The following is a 15,129-nucleotide window of genomic DNA, read 5'->3' on the forward strand; positions in this document are numbered from 1 at the left end:
GTTTGCGTACCGCTTCAACCGCAGATTTGACTTGGCCGCCATGCTGCCGCGTCTGCTGCGCGCGGCTGTGACGACCCAGCCACTTCCATTGACTGTTCTTCGATACTCTGAGGCAAGTAGCTAATCAGGAAAATATGCCTCTAGCGCAGATACAACAAGGGCCTGTAGCTACATAAATAATAGCTACAGGCCCTGGCGCAATTTCAACTGGAGAGCCGTCACCAGCCCTCCTCCACCAGACACTTACGCGGCGGCGGTGTCTTTCACGGTATCGGCCAGATCGGTGTAATCCTTCACTTGGTCAAAGTTCAGGTACTGGTAAATCTTGCTGCTGTCTTTGTTCAGCACGCCCATATCAGCCATGTATTCGGCCTTGGTGGGAATGCGGCCCAGCTTGGAGCAGATGGCAGCCAACTCGGCCGAACCCAGGTAGACATTGCTGTTCTTGCCCAGGCGGTTCGGGAAGTTGCGGGTCGAGGTGGAGAACACGGTTGCGCCCTCTTTCACCTGCGCCTGGTTGCCCATGCACAGGCTGCAGCCTGGCATTTCCATGCGCGCGCCGGCCGAGCCGAGCACGCCGTAATGGCCTTCTTCGGACAACTGCTTGGCGTCCATCTTGGTGGGCGGTGCCATCCAGAGCTTGACGGGGATGTCACGCTTGTTTTCCAGCAGCTTGGAGGCGGCGCGGAAGTGGCCGATGTTGGTCATGCAGGAGCCGATGAAGACTTCATCGATCTTGCTGCCTTCGACTTCGGCCAGGGTCTTCACGTCGTCCGGATCATTCGGGCAGGCCACGATAGGCTCGTGGATGTCGGCCAGGTCGATCTCGATCACGGCGGCGTACTCGGCATCGGCATCGCCGTGCATCAGCTCGGGGTTGGCCAGCCAGGCTTCCATCGCCTTGATGCGGCGGTTGATGGTGCGCACGTCGGAATACCCGGTGGCAATCATCCACTTCAGCATGGTGATGTTGCTGTTGATGTACTCGATGATCGGCTCTTTGTTCAGGTGCACGGTGCAGCCGCCAGCAGAGCGCTCGGCCGAGGCATCGCTCAATTCAAATGCTTGCTCAACCTTCAGGTTCGGCAGGCCTTCGATTTCCAGGATGCGGCCCGAGAAGATGTTCTTCTTGCCTTGCTTGGCCACGGTCAACAGACCGGCCTTGATGGCGTACAGCGGAATCGCGTTCACCAGGTCACGCAGGGTGATGCCAGGCTGCATTTCGCCCTTGAAACGCACCAGCACGCTCTCTGGCATGTCCAGCGGCATCACGCCCGTAGCCGCGCCAAACGCCACCAGGCCGGAGCCGGCGGGGAAGCTGATGCCGATGGGGAAGCGGGTGTGGCTGTCGCCGCCGGTGCCGACGGTGTCAGGCAACAGCATGCGGTTCAACCAGCTGTGGATGATGCCGTCACCCGGGCGCAAGGGCACGCCGCCACGGGTGCTCATGAAGTCGGGCAGTTCGTGGTGCATCTTCACGTCCACGGGCTTGGGGTAAGCGGCCGTGTGGCAGAAGGATTGCATCACCAGGTCGGCGCTAAAACCCAGGCAGGCCAGGTCTTTCAGCTCGTCGCGGGTCATCGGGCCGGTGGTGTCTTGCGAACCGACCGAGGTCATCTTGGGTTCGCAGTAGGTACCAGGGCGCACGCCTTGGCCAGCCGGCAGGCCACAGGCGCGGCCGACCATCTTCTGGGCCAGGGTGAAACCCTTCTTGGTGTCGGCCGGGTTTTGCGGCAGACGGAACAGGGTGCTGACGGGCAGACCCAGGGCTTCGCGCGCCTTGGCGGTCAGGCCGCGGCCGATGATCAACGGAATGCGGCCACCGGCGCGCACTTCGTCGAACAGCACTTCGCTCTTCAACTTGAACTCGGCAATCACCTTGCCGTCTTTCAGGGCCTTGCCTTCATAGGGCAGCAGTTCGACCACGTCGCCCATGGCCATCTGGCTCACGTCCAGCTCGATCGGCAGTGCGCCCGAGTCTTCCATGGTGTTGTAGAAAATCGGAGCGATCTTGGCGCCCAGGCAGACGCCACCGAAACGCTTGTTAGGCACAAATGGGATGTCTTCACCGGTAAACCACAGCACCGAGTTGGTGGCGGACTTGCGGCTGGAGCCGGTACCGACCACGTCGCCCACATAGGCGACCAGGTTGCCCTTGGCGCGCAGGTCTTCCAGGAACTTGACCGGGCCGCGCTTGCCATCCTCTTCGGGGGTGATGCCGGGGCGGGCATTCTTGTGCATCGCCAAAGCGTGCAGCGGAATGTCGGGGCGGCTCCAGGCATCGGGCGCGGGCGACAGGTCGTCGGTGTTGATTTCGCCGGCCACCTTGAAGATGCTGACGGTGATGCTCTTGGGCACTTCGGGGCGGCTGGTGAACCATTCGGCATCGGCCCAGCTTTGCAGCACAGCCTTGGCGTGGGCATTGCCCTTCTCGGCCTTTTCCTGCACGTCATGGAACTGGTCGAACATCAGCAGGGTTTTCTTCAGACCATCGGCGGCGGCCGCGGCCACCGAGGCGGCGGAGTCGTCCAGCAGGTCGATCATCGGGCTGATGTTGTAGCCGCCCAGCATGGTGCCCAGCAGTTCAGTAGCTTTTTCACGCGAGATCAGCGGGCATTTTTCAGTGCCATGGGCCACGGCTGCCAGGTAGCTGGCCTTCACTTTGGCGGCATCGTCCACGCCAGCTGGAACGCGGTGTGTGATCAGATTCAGCAGATTGGCTTCTTCGCCTGCGGGTGGGTTCTTCAGCAGTTCGATCAACTCGCCGGTCTGCTTGGCAGACAGGGGGAGCGGGGGAATGCCGAGGGCGGCGCGCTCAGCTACATGGGCGGCATAGGCTTGCAACATGGTTTTCTCCTGGTTCAAAAATCGTGGGGTAAAACTAGAAATTTCGATTTATTTGGTGGCCGTCTCTACGGGTGCCGCTGGCGCAAACATGCTTTGCGCCGGCAGCTTCTTCAAGGCCTCGGCCACAGCCACCTGTTCGGGGCTCATGCATTCGTCAGCCAAGCGCTGGCCCAGTTTCTGATTCATCAGCATGGACTTATTGGCCAACTGCAGCCACACGGCACCAGCCTTCTTGTCTTCCAGGCGGATCGCGCCGGTGCTGGTTTCCACTGGGAACATCCGGTACTTCAGCGACTTGACCTGGACATTGAAGTAACCCGGGTATTTGGGATCGGCCACCAGGTTCACGACGGTGCCCAACTCACAAGGCACAGCCCCGACTTGCACACGTTCGGCAATCGCCATTTCCGCAGGCGTCAGGGCAGCTTCAGCAGCTTCAATACCGGCAGCGACATTCTTGGCCGCCGACTTGAGCTGCTGGCGGCTGCTGGTGGGCTTGGGTGCAGCCTTGGTGGATTTGGGCACGTCTTGCGCCCAGACCAAACTGACGGAGAGCAGGCACGCAGCCGCAGACAGAACTAATTTCATACGTTTTCCAATTGAACAGGATGGACAGGAGAGGAGGATGGCTGGAAATATCCAGCCATTTCGGAAGGCAGGTGGCGGCCGGTTTTATGGGCGCGCTCTAGTACCTGCCAAAAATATCGGTAGCTTGCACGGTCGTGCAGTTGCCCGGCAAAGGAAATAGGCGCCCATTCGGCACGCACGGCCGCCTCGATGATGCGAGCGGCTTTGTCCACTTCAGACTCCGATGGCGAAAACGCCTCCAGGATGGGGCGAATCTGGCCAGGATGGATGCTCCACATACGGGTGAAACCCAGTGTTTGTGCCGCGCGCCGGGCTGCAGCCTGCAGCGCCCGGGTGTCATTGAATTCGGTCACCACACAATGCGACGGCACTTTGCCATACGCATGGCAGGCGGATGCAATTTCCAGCTTGGCCCGCACCACCAGCGGATGGGTAAATTGACCCTCGACCCCCATCGCATCCGCGGGAATGGCTCCGCCATGGCTGGACACAAAATCCATCAGGCCAAAACTCAGGGACTGCACCCGCGGATGCGCTGCAATCTCGAAGGCGCGTTGCACCGCCGCCGGAGATTCAATCAAAACTTGTAGCGGCACATGCACAGGAGATGTGCGCTGGAGTGCCTTTTCGACCACGTCGATATCGTGCACGGATTCGATCTTGGGCACCATCACATGGCACAAGCGGTGGCCGGCCTGGCCAGCAATCAGGGCCATGTCCTGGGCGAACGACGGATGGTCCACCGCATGCACACGCACCGCCACCCGGGCAGACACCGGTGCAGCCAAAGCCAACTCCACCACCATGGCAGCATGCTCGGCCTCGCCACCAGCGGGCGCGCCATCTTCGCAGTCCAGCGTCACGTCGAAAACGCAGGCGCCGAACTCTTCCGTCATTTCGGCCTGCAGTTGCAGGCTTTTGCGCATCCGCGCTTCAACACCGCTGTAGTGGTCACAGACCGAGAGGAAAGCCTCCGCAGCCTGGGCACCCAGCAGAACTTGACGCGGATGCAGCATGCTGACTTAGAGCAGGTGGGCGACGCCGGCTTGCTCGTCTTGCAGCTCTTTGAGGGTGATGTTGATACGCTCTTGCGAGAACGCGTCAACTTCCAGACCTTCCACAACCTTGTATTCGCCACCTTCGCAGGTCACGGCGAAGCCGAACATGGTGTCCTTGGGGATGCCGTACTGGCCGTCCGATGGGATGCCCATGGTGACCCACTTGCCATTCGTACCCAGCGCCCAGTCGCGCATGTGGTCGATGGCTGCGTTGGCGGCCGAGGCGGCCGAAGACACGCCACGGGCGGCGATGATGGCCGCGCCGCGCTTGCCCACGGTGGGCAGGAAGGTATCCTTGTTCCAGACTTCGTCGTTGATCATGGTCTTGACGCTTTCGCCGTTGATGGTGGCGAAACGGTAGTCGGCGTACATCGTGGGCGAGTGGTTGCCCCAGACGGTGAGTTTTTCAATATCGGCCACGGCCTTGCCGGTTTTGGCGGCGATCTGGCTCAGCGCACGGTTGTGGTCCAGGCGCAGCATGGCGGTGAAGTTCTTACGTGGCAGATCTGGCGCGCTCTTCATGGCGATGTAGGCATTGGTGTTGGCTGGGTTGCCGACCACCAGCACCTTGACATTGCGGCTGGCTACAGCGTTCAAGGCCTTGCCTTGGGCGGTGAAGATTTCGGCGTTCACGGCCAGCAGTTCGGCACGCTCCATGCCTGGGCCGCGGGGGCGCGAACCGATCAGCAATGCGTAGTCCACGTCCTTGAATGCAGCCAGGGGGTCGCTGTGCGCTTCGATGCCCACCAGCAAGGGGAAGGCGCAGTCTTGCAATTCCATGATCACGCCTTGCAGCGCTTGCTGGGCCTTCTCCACAGGCACTTCCAGCAGACTCAACACCACAGGCTGGTCTTTACCCAGCATTTCGCCGGAGGCGATGCGGAACAGAATGGCGTAACCGATTTGACCGGCGGCACCGGTGACGGCAACGCGAACAGGCTTTTTGCTCATGGGAAAGACTCCAGGAAGTGTTGAAAAACGAGGTTGGACCGCACACCCATGCCAGTCGCCGGGTGCGACACAAACAGCCATGGAGTTTACTCTCGAAAACCCGCAAACGTCAATTTGTCTTATGTCTTATATAAGATATGATTCGGATTGTTTCATCCCTACGCATTTGCTCACACCACCCCAGTTTGCCAATGACCCACACACCCGCCATCGCCGTCGATCCAGCACCGGCGGCCAGTGACGCCAGTGCCAGCATTGCACCAACGCTGACACCAGCATTCAGCCCGCTCTACCAGCAGATCAAGGGACTCATTCTGCAAAGTCTGCAGGCCGGCGAATGGAAACCGGGCGAAGCCATTCCCAGCGAAATGGAATTGGCGGCACGCTATCGCGTCAGCCAAGGTACGGTGCGCAAAGCCATTGACGAATTGGCGGCCGATAACCTGCTGGTGCGCCGCCAGGGCAAGGGTACTTTTGTCGCCACCCATGCCGAACAGCATGTGCAGTACCGCTTCTTGAAACTGATGCCCGACCAGGGCGACATCCAGAGCGAAGGCCCGGCCCAGCGCGACATCATCGACTGCAAACGCCAGCGTGCCTCCGCCGACGTGGCCAAAGCATTGGGCCTGCGCAGCGGCGACGCCGTGCTGCATGTGCGCCGCATGTTGTCCTTCAAGCGCAATGGCGAGTTTGTACCGACAATCCTGGACGACTTGTGGCTGCCGGGTGTACCGTTCAAGGGCTTGACCATGGAGCGCCTGGCCGGCTACCGTGGCCCGATGTACGCATTGTTTGAAACCGAATTTGGCGTGCGCATGGTACGGGCCGAGGAAAAAATACGCGCGGTCAACCCGGAGATCGACCAGGCCCGCCTGCTCAAAGTGGGGCCTGCCGCCCCCTTGCTGTGCGTGGAGCGGGTCGCTTACACCTACAACGATGTTCCCATGGAGTTACGGCGCGGCCTCTACAACACGGAATCGCACCACTACCGCAATGAGTTAAGTTGAAGCAAGTTGAAGCCTATTCCGATACAGCAAAGGTTCTTATGCTGCATTGCAATAGAATTTTAGGTTGCACTTGTTCGAATAATTACAGCCTGTTACCTCCACGAAAGCGCATTTATGTCCGAGCTTGCCTCCCCCCTGAAAACAAAACGACCTGAATTTCGCAACATCAACGCCCTCACGGACCTGCCGACCTATCGCATGGCACCGGCAGCCTGGGTATCCATCCTGCACCGCGTCAGCGGCGTCATCATGTTCCTGTTGATGCCCTTCATCATTTGGATGTTTGACACCTCGGTTTCCAGCGAAATCTCGTTTGCAAAATTCAAAGCCGTGTTCAATATCGGAGCAGGATTCGTACCAGGCTTCATCTTCAAACTGGTGGCATTGGCGCTGATCTGGGCCTACCTGCACCATTTCACTGCCGGTCTGCGCCATCTGTGGATGGACACCCACCATGACGCGGTCACCAAGGAGTTTGGCGCCAAGTCCGCCAAGTTCACCCTCGCCATCAGCCTGGGGCTAACCGTCGTGCTGGCAGCCAAGCTGTTCGGCCTGTATTAATTCACCCCGGAGCACTCCACCATGTCGGTTAAATACGGATCTAAACGCGTTGTCGTCGGCGCGCACTATGGCTTGCGCGACTGGCTGGCACAGCGCGTCACTGCGGGCATCATGGCCCTGTTCACCGTGGCCGTGTTGGCCCAGCTGTTGATCGCCAAAGGCCCTATCGGTTACGACCTGTGGGCCGGCATCTTTGCAGCGCAATGGATGAAGATCGTCACATTCTCGGTCATCATCGCCCTGCTCTACCACGTGTGGGTAGGCATGCGTGACGTCTTTATGGACTATGTGACCGCCCATGTCGGCCTGCGCCTATTGCTGCAAATTTTCACCATCGTCTGGCTGGTTGGCTGCGCTGGCTGGGCCATCCAAGTGCTCTGGCGTCTGTGATACCCGTTTGATCCACGCAGAAATAAAAATGACCTATACCAAAGCCCACATTTCCAAGCGCAAATTTGATGTCGTGATCGTCGGTGCCGGCGGTTCCGGTATGCGCGCAGCCCTCGAATTGTCCAAAGCCGGCCTGAACGTGGCCTCGCTGTCCAAAGTCTTCCCCACCCGCAGCCACACCGTGGCCGCCCAAGGCGGCGTTAGCGCCTCGCTGGGCAATATGTCGGAAGATAACTGGCACTACCACTTCTACGACACCATTAAGGGATCCGACTGGCTCGGCGACCAGGACGCCATCGAATTCATGTGCCGCGAAGCCCCCAAGGTGGTGTACGAGCTGGAACACTTCGGCATGCCGTTCGACCGCAACCCCGATGGCACGATTTACCAGCGTCCGTTCGGCGGCCACACCGCCAACTACGGTGAAAAGCCCGTGCAACGCGCCTGCGCCGCGGCCGACCGCACCGGCCACGCCATGCTGCATACGCTGTACCAACAAAACGTCAAGGCCAAGACCAATTTCTTCGTTGAATGGATGGCCCTGGACATCATCCGCGATGCCGCGGGCGATGTGGTTGGCGTAACTGCCCTGGAAATGGAAACCGGCGACCTGCACATCCTGCAAGCCAAGACCGTGCTGCTGGCCACCGGTGGTGCAGGCCGCATCTTCGGTGCCTCCACCAATGCCTTCATCAACACCGGCGACGGCCTGGGCATGGCGGCACGTGCCGGCATTGCCTTGCAAGACATGGAGTTCTGGCAGTTCCACCCCACCGGCGTGGCCGGTGCCGGCGTGCTGCTGACCGAAGGCTGCCGTGGCGAAGGCGCGATCTTGCTGAACAGCAATGGCGAACGCTTCATGGAGCGCTACGCGCCCACCCTGAAGGACCTGGCACCGCGCGACTTCGTATCGCGCTGCATGGACCAGGAAATCAAGGAAGGCCGTGGCTGCGGTCCGAACAAAGACTACATCCTGCTCAAGCTGGACCATCTGGGTGCCGACACCATCCACAAGCGCCTGCCCTCGGTGTACGAGATCGGTGTCAACTTCGCTAACGTGGATATCACCAAGGAACCGATTCCCGTGGTGCCCACCATCCATTACCAAATGGGTGGCGTGCCAACCAATATCCACGGCCAGGTCGTGGAGCAAAAAGACGGCATCAACAACTCCGTGGTCAATGGCCTCTACGCCGTGGGCGAATGCGCCTGCGTCAGCGTACACGGCGCCAACCGCTTGGGCACGAACTCGCTGCTTGATCTGCTGGTCTTCGGCAAGGCCGCTGGCCGCCACATCGTGGAATTCGCCAAGAACAGCAAGGAGCACAAGCCCCTGCCGGAAAACGCGGCCGACCGCACTCTGGAGCGCCTAAACCAGCTTGAAGCCTCGACCGACGGCACCTACTCGCAAGACGTGGCAGGCAACATCCGCGCAGCGATGCAGCTGCACGCCGGCGTGTTCCGCACCCAGGCCAGCATGGACGAAGGCGTGGCCAAGATTGCCGAAATCCGCAAACAAGTCGCCAGCATCACGCTGAAAGACAAGTCCAAGATCTTCAACACGGCGCGCATCGAAGCGCTGGAAGTAGACAACCTGATCGAAGTCGCGCAAGCCACCATCGTCTCCGCCGCCGCCCGTCGTGAATGCCGTGGCGCCCATACGGTGTACGACTACGAACACCCGGCCGACCACGCCGAATTCCCACTCGGCCGCAACGACAAGGAATGGATGAAACACACCCTGTGGTACAGCGAAGGCAGTCGCCTGGACTACAAGCCGGTGAACCTCAAGCCTTTGACCGTGGACAGCGTGCCACCCAAGGTCCGTACCTTCTAAGGATAGAAAAATGACAAAACGTACATTCCAAATCTACCGCTACGATCCGGACACCGATGCCAAGCCCTACATGCAGACCATCGAGATCGAACTCGACGGCCATGAACGCATGCTGCTGGACGCACTGGTCAAGCTGAAGCAACAAGACCCCACGCTGTCGTTCCGCCGCTCCTGCCGTGAAGGCGTGTGCGGCTCGGACGCCATGAACATCAACGGCAAGAACGGTCTGGCCTGCCTGACCAATATGCTGACGCTGCCAGGCACTATCGTGCTCAAGCCGCTGCCCGGCTTGCCTGTCATCCGCGACCTGATCGTGGACATGACTGACTTCTTCAAGCAGTACAACTCGATCAAGCCCTACCTGGTGAACGAGAGCCTGGCGCCCGAGCGCGAGCGCCTGCAAAGCCCGGAAGAACGCGAAGAGTTGAACGGCCTGTACGAGTGCATCTTGTGCGCCAGCTGCTCAACCAGCTGCCCCAGCTTCTGGTGGAACCCAGACAAGTTCGTCGGCCCAGCCGGCCTGCTGCAAGCCTACCGCTTCATCGCCGACAGCCGCGACGACAGCACCGCTGCCCGCCTGGACAACCTGGAAGACCCATACCGCCTGTTCCGCTGCCACACCATCATGAACTGCGTGGACGTCTGCCCCAAAGGCTTGAACCCTACCAAAGCGATTGGCAAGATCAAGGAACTGATGGTCCGCCGCGCCGTCTAAGGCTTATTGGTGCAACCACTTTCCCACTCCACCCCGCCTGCGGCCCTGGCCGCCGGCTCGGAGTTGCTCGACGAGCGTGCCTTGAGCAAACTACGCTGGCGCTGCCGGCGTGGTCTGCTGGAGAACGATCTCTATATCGACCAGTTTTTCCAAAAATACGCCGATAGCCTGACCGTCAGTCAAGGGAAAGCCTTGAGCGATCTAATGGAGCTGAGTGACAACGATCTGCTGGATCTGCATTTGGCGCGTAAGCCACTTGACCAGGTAGAGCCCGCGCTGGACCGCAGCGACGTGCACGAAGTTTTGAGTATGTTGAGAAACCGCTGAAAGGGTAAAAATGAAACTAGCTGACAATAAAGCCACCCTGTCGTTCAGTAACGGCAGCCCGAGTGTGGACCTCCCGGTGTACCACGGCAACGTGGGTCCCGACGTGATCGATATCCGTAAGCTGTATGCCCAAACCGGCATGTTCACTTACGACCCGGGCTTCCTGTCCACCGCATCCTGTCAGTCGGCCATCACCTACATCGACGGCGACAAGGGCGAGCTGCTATACCGCGGCTATCCCATTGAGCAACTCGCCACCAACTGCGACTTCCTGGAAACCTGCCACCTGCTGCTGTACGGTGAGCTGCCCAACCCCACCCAAAAAGCCGACTTCACCAAGCTCGTGACCAACCACACCATGGTCAACGAGCAGATGCAGTTCTTCCTGCGCGGCTTCCGCCGTGATGCCCACCCCATGGCCATCATGACCGGCCTGGTCGGCGCCCTGTCGGCCTTCTACCACGACAGCACCGACATCACGAATCCGCAGCACCGCGAAATCGCCGCGATCCGCCTGATCGCCAAGATGCCAACGCTGGTCGCCATGGCCTATAAGTACACCATTGGCCAACCTTACATGTACCCCAAGAACGAGCTGAGCTACGCCGGCAACTTCCTGCACATGATGTTCGCCACGCCCTGCGAAGAATACAAGGTCAGCCCCGTGCTGGAACGCGCCTTGGACCGTATCTTCACGCTGCACGCCGACCACGAACAAAACGCCTCCACCTCCACCGTGCGCCTGTGCGGCTCCTCCGGCACCAACCCGTTCGCAGCCATTGCGGCCGGTGTGGCCTGCCTGTGGGGCCCCGCCCACGGCGGCGCCAACGAAGCATGCCTGAACATGCTGGAAGACATCCAGAAAATGGGCGGCGTGGCCAAGGTCGGCGAGTTCATGGAAAAGGTCAAGGACAAGAGCTCCGGCGTCAAGCTGATGGGCTTTGGCCACCGCGTGTACAAAAACTACGACCCGCGCGCCAAGCTGATGCAAGAGACCTGCAAGGAAGTGCTGGCCGAGCTGGGCCTGGAAAACGACCCGCTGTTCAAGCTGGCCATGGCCCTGGAAAAGATCGCCCTGGAAGACGACTATTTCGTACAGCGCAAGCTCTATCCGAATGTGGACTTCTACTCCGGCATCGTGCAGCGCGCCATCGGCATCCCCACGCCGCTGTTCACCGCCGTGTTCGCCCTGGCCCGCACCTCCGGCTGGATCGCCCAGCTGAATGAAATGATCGGCGACCCCGAGTACAAGATCGGCCGCCCACGCCAGCTGTTCACCGGCTCGGTAGCTCGCAACGTCAAGCCCATCGCTTCGCGTTAATCCACGCAGCCCCTCAGAAACCCGCCTTGCAGCAATGCCGGCGGGTTTTTTCATGCCTGCCGAGATTGCTACACTTTAGATAGCTGCCAGCGCATGTAATACGTGTGCTAGAGCCATAAAACATATAAATTCCGTGTCGCATGCACGCGATGGCAGCCATCGCCAATACAGAAGGCAAAGCCAATTCAAAAGCAGGAAAATAGCTAGCCATCGCCCACAGCGATGCCCAACCCCGATGCAACCCACCGAACGCAACTTTGCCCGCCGCATGGACCTCACCTCGCTACAGCTGTTTGTAGCGGTCTGTGAGCTCGGCAGCATAGGCCGCGCGGCGGAACGGGAATTCATCGCCGCCTCCGCCGTCAGCAAGCGCCTGAGCGACCTGGAAGCCACGCTGGGCACACCCCTGCTGGTGCGTCACGCACGCGGCGTGGACCTCACGCCCGCCGGTGAAAGCCTGCTGCACCACGCGCGCTCCATGCTCTACAGCCTGGAGAAGATGCAGGGTGAGCTCAGCGAGTACGCGTTCGGCGTGCGCGGCCATGTGCGTATCCACGCCAGCATCTCCGCCGTGGTGCAGTTCCTGCCCGAAGATTTGGGCGCTTTTGTGCGCGAGCATGCCCAGGTAAAAATCGACCTGGAGGAACACCTCAGCTCCGAAGTGATTCGCGCGGTGCAGGAAGGCGCGGCCGACCTGGGCATCTGCAACACCGCCGACGGCGTGGGTACATTGCAAACCCGCGCCTACCGGCAAGACAATTTGGCCTTGATAGTGCCTGCAGCGCACGTTTTATCTGCACAGGCCGCTATCAATTTTGAAGACACCCTGGATTTCGACCACGTCGGCCTGCATGCCACCAGCTCGATCTACCTGGCCATGCACCGCGCCGCCGCCGCCCAGGGCCGCAGCATCAAGCTGCGCATCCACGTCGCCGGACTAGACGCCATGTGCCGCATGATCGCCAATGGTCTCGGCATTGGCGTGATGCCGCAGCGCGCGTTCGAGCTGATGCGCGGCACCGGCCAGCTGGTCGCAGTGCCCCTGAACGACAGCTGGGCTACGCGCCAGATCGAGCTGGTGGCGCGCGATTTCTCCACCCTGCCCGTCACCGCCCGCCTGCTGCTGGACCACCTCAGCCCCCGGCCAGAAGCATAAAATTAAGTTCCACGAAAGAAGCACAAATGGCACGCACTCTGTACGACAAGATCTGGGACGAACACGTCGTCCACACCGAAGACGATGGCACGACCATCCTCTACATCGACCGCCATCTGGTCCATGAAGTGACCAGCCCGCAGGCCTTCGAAGGCCTGCGCCAGGCCGGCCGCAAGGTCTGGCGCATCAGCTCCATCGTCGCCACCGCCGACCACAACACCCCAACCACCGGCTGGGAGCTGGGCTACGACGGCATCACCGACCCGATCAGCAAAGAGCAGATCACCACGCTGGACGCCAACATCGCCGAATCAGGCTCGGCCGCCTACTTCCCGTTCATGTCCAAACGCCAGGGCATTGTGCATGTCATCGGCCCAGAAAACGGCGCCACCCTGCCTGGCATGACCGTGGTTTGCGGCGACTCGCACACCTCCACACACGGCGCATTTGGCGCGCTGGCGCACGGCATCGGCACCAGCGAGGTCGAGCACGTGATGGCCACGCAAACCCTGCTCGCCAAGAAGGCCAAGAACATGCTGGTCAAGGTGGAAGGCACGCTGCCCAAGGGTTGCGGCGGCAAGGACATCGTGCTGGCCATCATTGGAAAAATCGGCACTGCCGGCGGCACCGGCTACACCATCGAATTCGCCGGCTCGGCCATCCGCACACTCAGCATGGAAGGCCGCATGACGGTCTGCAACATGGCCATCGAAGCCGGCGCCCGCGCCGGCCTGGTGGCGGTGGACGAGAAGACCGTCAATTACGTCAAAGGCCGTTTGCTGGCCCCCACGGGCGTCGAATTCGATGCCGCTGCCGCCTACTGGCGCACCCTGCACAGCGACCCCGGCGCGCATTTCGACGCCGTGGTCGAGCTGGACGCCAGCCAGATCATTCCGCAGGTCACCTGGGGCACCTCGCCCGAGATGGTGCTGGGCATCGACGGCCGCGTGCCCGATCCTGAAAAGGAAAAAGACAGCAACAAGCGCGGCGCCATCGAGCGCGCGCTGACCTACATGAACCTGGAACCCGGCAAGGCGCTGAACGACATCTTCGTCGACAAGGTGTTCATCGGCTCCTGCACCAACAGCCGCATCGAAGACATGCGCGAAGCCGCCGCCGTGGTGAAGAAGCTGGGTCAGAAGGTCGCCAAGAACATCAAGCTGGCCATGGTCGTACCCGGCTCCGGCCTGGTGAAAGAGCAGGCCGAGCGCGAAGGCCTGGACCTGATCTTCAAGGCCGCCGGTTTCGAATGGCGCGAACCCGGCTGCTCCATGTGCCTGGCCATGAATGCAGACAAGCTGGAGCCCGGCGAGCGCTGCGCCTCCACCAGCAACCGCAACTTCGAAGGCCGCCAGGGCGCGGGTGGCCGCACGCATCTGGTCAGCCCGGCCATGGCCGCCGCCGCCGCCGTGCACGGCCATTTCGTCGATATCCGCAAATTCAGCTGACCCCTTCTCTGGAGCTTTTCATCATGAAAACATTCATCGCCCTGATTGCTACTTCTGCCCTGCTGCTCCTGTCTGGCTGCAACACTTGGTCCGGCGTCAAGCAAGACGCTAAGGAGGTCGGTACGGCCGCTGGCAAAGGTGTCGAGAAAGCTGGCGAAAAAATTCGAGACATCTCCAAATAAGGCGCACCTCACCATGCAGAAATTTACCGTACTCAAGGGCCTGGTGGCCCCCATGGACCGCGAGAACGTCGATACCGACGCAATCATCCCCAAGCAGTTTTTGAAGTCCATCCGCAAGACCGGCTTCGGCCAGAACCTGTTCGACGAATGGCGCTACCTGGACCCGGGCTTCCCCGGCCAAGACCCGGCCAGCCGCAAGCCGAATCCCGACTTTGTGCTGAACCAGCCACGCTATGCAGGCGCTTCCATCCTGCTGGCGCGCAAGAACTTCGGCTGTGGCTCGTCGCGCGAACATGCGCCCTGGGCCATCGACCAATACGGCTTCCGCGCCATCATCGCGCCCAGCTATGCCGACATCTTCTTCAACAACTGCTTCAAGAACGGCCTGCTGCCCATCGTGCTGCCCGAAGCGCAAGTGGCCGAACTGTTCGACGCCTGCCAGGCCTTCCCCGGCTACCAGCTGACGGTGGACCTGGAGCGCCAAGTCATCGTCAAGCCGCAGGGCGAAGAGTTGCCTTTCGAGGTGCAGGCCTTCCGCAAATACTGCCTGCTGAACGGTTTTGACGACATCGGCCTGACCCTGCGGCAATCCGACAAGATCAAGGCATTTGAAGCCGAACGCCTGGCCACCAAGCCCTGGTTGGCCCACACCACGGTAGCTGGCGCCTAAGCCCGCCCACTATCAAATCCATAGCTGCCAGCGCAGGAGATATCTGCGCTGGCAGCCTATTTTTTATAAAT

15 protein-coding genes and 1 pseudogene are annotated in these 15,129 nt (G+C 60.6%); 12 read left to right on the forward strand and 4 right to left on the reverse strand.

Features of this window, described 5'->3' with window-relative positions:
* A pseudogene (locus tag AC07VY_RS10480) lies at positions 1 to 124 on the forward strand (IS1595 family transposase); the annotation flags it as partial.
* A gap of 119 nt (positions 125 to 243) precedes the next feature.
* On the opposite strand, the gene acnB reads toward AC07VY_RS10480, so the two are convergent.
* Genes acnB through AC07VY_RS10500 form a run of 4 tightly spaced genes read right to left on the reverse strand, consistent with a single transcriptional unit; the run spans position 244 to position 5,444 of the window.
* Positions 244 to 2,847, reverse strand: a complete 2,604-nt coding sequence (acnB, locus tag AC07VY_RS10485) for a bifunctional aconitate hydratase 2/2-methylisocitrate dehydratase (protein WP_495097540.1) — start codon at positions 2,845 to 2,847, stop codon at positions 244 to 246.
* A gap of 48 nt (positions 2,848 to 2,895) precedes the next feature.
* The gene (locus AC07VY_RS10490) at positions 2,896 to 3,435 is read right to left on the reverse strand and encodes a hypothetical protein (protein WP_495075437.1); all 540 of its coding nucleotides are present in this window, start codon (positions 3,433 to 3,435) and stop codon (positions 2,896 to 2,898) included.
* Positions 3,432 to 4,451 (reverse strand): HpcH/HpaI aldolase/citrate lyase family protein, encoded by a 1,020-nt coding sequence (locus AC07VY_RS10495; RefSeq protein ID WP_495097539.1) that lies wholly within the window; start codon positions 4,449 to 4,451, stop codon positions 3,432 to 3,434. The genes AC07VY_RS10490 and AC07VY_RS10495 overlap by 4 nt, the downstream gene beginning before the upstream one ends.
* A 6-nt stretch (positions 4,452 to 4,457) precedes the next feature.
* Positions 4,458 to 5,444: a malate dehydrogenase gene (locus AC07VY_RS10500; protein WP_495097538.1), complete on the reverse strand. Its 987-nt coding sequence runs from the start codon at positions 5,442 to 5,444 to the stop codon at positions 4,458 to 4,460.
* 191 nt (positions 5,445 to 5,635) lie between these two features.
* Between AC07VY_RS10500 and AC07VY_RS10505 the strand changes: the two genes are divergently transcribed.
* The 11 genes from AC07VY_RS10505 to leuD all read left to right on the forward strand — a co-directional run bounded on the left by AC07VY_RS10505 (position 5,636) and on the right by leuD (position 15,058).
* The gene (locus AC07VY_RS10505; protein WP_495097537.1) at positions 5,636 to 6,451 is read left to right on the forward strand and encodes a GntR family transcriptional regulator; all 816 of its coding nucleotides are present in this window, start codon (positions 5,636 to 5,638) and stop codon (positions 6,449 to 6,451) included.
* A gap of 114 nt (positions 6,452 to 6,565) precedes the next feature.
* Complete coding sequence (gene sdhC, locus AC07VY_RS10510) at positions 6,566 to 7,012, forward strand: succinate dehydrogenase, cytochrome b556 subunit (protein ID WP_490592495.1); 447 nt, start codon at positions 6,566 to 6,568, stop codon at positions 7,010 to 7,012.
* 21 nt (positions 7,013 to 7,033) lie between these two features.
* Positions 7,034 to 7,402 carry a succinate dehydrogenase, hydrophobic membrane anchor protein gene (sdhD, locus tag AC07VY_RS10515; RefSeq protein ID WP_495097536.1) on the forward strand — a complete coding sequence of 123 codons (369 nt, stop codon included), beginning with the start codon at positions 7,034 to 7,036 and terminating at the stop codon, positions 7,400 to 7,402.
* Positions 7,403 to 7,430: 28 nt separating this feature from the next.
* Complete coding sequence (sdhA, locus tag AC07VY_RS10520) at positions 7,431 to 9,239, forward strand: succinate dehydrogenase flavoprotein subunit (protein WP_490592493.1); 1,809 nt, start codon at positions 7,431 to 7,433, stop codon at positions 9,237 to 9,239.
* Positions 9,240 to 9,249: 10 nt separating this feature from the next.
* On the forward strand, positions 9,250 to 9,954 hold the full coding sequence (locus AC07VY_RS10525; protein WP_495075432.1) for a succinate dehydrogenase iron-sulfur subunit: 705 nt from the start codon (positions 9,250 to 9,252) through the stop codon (positions 9,952 to 9,954).
* A gap of 9 nt (positions 9,955 to 9,963) precedes the next feature.
* Positions 9,964 to 10,281, forward strand: coding sequence for an FAD assembly factor SdhE (locus tag AC07VY_RS10530; protein ID WP_495075431.1), 318 nt, complete (start codon positions 9,964 to 9,966; stop codon positions 10,279 to 10,281).
* A gap of 10 nt (positions 10,282 to 10,291) precedes the next feature.
* The gene (locus AC07VY_RS10535; protein WP_495075430.1) at positions 10,292 to 11,602 is read left to right on the forward strand and encodes a citrate synthase; all 1,311 of its coding nucleotides are present in this window, start codon (positions 10,292 to 10,294) and stop codon (positions 11,600 to 11,602) included.
* 235 nt (positions 11,603 to 11,837) lie between these two features.
* Positions 11,838 to 12,758: a LysR family transcriptional regulator gene (locus AC07VY_RS10540; RefSeq protein WP_495097535.1), complete on the forward strand. Its 921-nt coding sequence runs from the start codon at positions 11,838 to 11,840 to the stop codon at positions 12,756 to 12,758.
* 26 nt (positions 12,759 to 12,784) lie between these two features.
* Positions 12,785 to 14,206 (forward strand): 3-isopropylmalate dehydratase large subunit, encoded by a 1,422-nt coding sequence (gene leuC / locus AC07VY_RS10545; RefSeq protein ID WP_495097534.1) that lies wholly within the window; start codon positions 12,785 to 12,787, stop codon positions 14,204 to 14,206.
* Positions 14,207 to 14,229: 23 nt separating this feature from the next.
* On the forward strand, positions 14,230 to 14,388 hold the full coding sequence (locus tag AC07VY_RS10550; RefSeq protein WP_495075427.1) for an entericidin EcnAB: 159 nt from the start codon (positions 14,230 to 14,232) through the stop codon (positions 14,386 to 14,388).
* A gap of 13 nt (positions 14,389 to 14,401) precedes the next feature.
* Entirely contained in the window at positions 14,402 to 15,058 is a 657-nt protein-coding gene (leuD, locus tag AC07VY_RS10555; RefSeq protein WP_495075426.1) for a 3-isopropylmalate dehydratase small subunit, read from the forward strand.
* The last annotated feature ends 71 nt before the right edge of the window (positions 15,059 to 15,129 follow it).

The organism is Rhodoferax sp. GW821-FHT02C08 (genome assembly GCF_059421805.1).